This window comes from Bradyrhizobium sp. SHOUNA76, from assembly GCF_023006445.1.
Taxonomy (GTDB): Bacteria; Pseudomonadota; Alphaproteobacteria; order Rhizobiales; family Xanthobacteraceae; genus Bradyrhizobium.
The window spans coordinates 1-692 of sequence record NZ_JALBHA010001051.1 but is presented as its reverse complement, the minus strand read 5'-3'; the positions used below and the strand labels follow the sequence as shown (position 1 = coordinate 692).

Here is a 692-nt window from a genome sequence, read left to right as displayed (position 1 = left end):
CGTCAGGCTGATCCGCCGCTCCTTGCGCGTCGGGCTGTGGGTCGCGCTGTTGATCTCGCTGCCGATGATGGCCTCGCCGCTCTACGGCGAGCAAATCCTGCTCGCGCTCGGACAGGCGCCGCAGTCCGCCGCGCTTGCCCAGCGCTATCTGAATGGCCTCGCCTGGGGCATCGCGCCGGCACTCGGCTTCATTGCGGTGCGCAGCATGATGAGCGCGGTGAACCGGCCGCAGCCGCCGCTGTGGATCACGCTCGCGGCGATCCCGGTCAATGCCGCGCTGGTCTATGCCCTGATCCACGGTCTGTTCGGCCTGCCGGAGCTCGGCCTGTTCGGCGCGGGATTTGCGACCACGATGGTCAACCTCGGCACGTTCGTCGCGGTGCTCGCCATCGCGGGGCTGCGCAAGCCGTTTTCGGACTACCGCCCGCTCGCCCGCTTCTGGCGGATCGACTGGCCACTGATGCGCCAGTTGATCGCGATCGGCGCGCCGATCTCGTTTTCGCTGCTGCTGGAATATGGCCTGTTCTCCTCGGCCGCTCTGCTGATGGGATTGATCTCGACTGCCGCGATTGCCGCGCATCAGATCGCGCTGCAGATCACCGCCGTGCTGTTCATGGTGCCGCTCGGCATCGGCATGGCGGCGACGGTGCGGGTCGGCCACGCCTTCGGCCGCGGCGAACCGGCGGCGGTGA

1 protein-coding gene is annotated in these 692 nt (G+C 68.4%); it reads left to right on the top strand.

The genetic code is table 11. The annotated features are described in order from the left end of the window. On the top strand, window positions 1-692 hold a 692-nt coding region (locus MOV74_RS39645), incomplete at both ends, for an MATE family efflux transporter (RefSeq protein WP_246933054.1).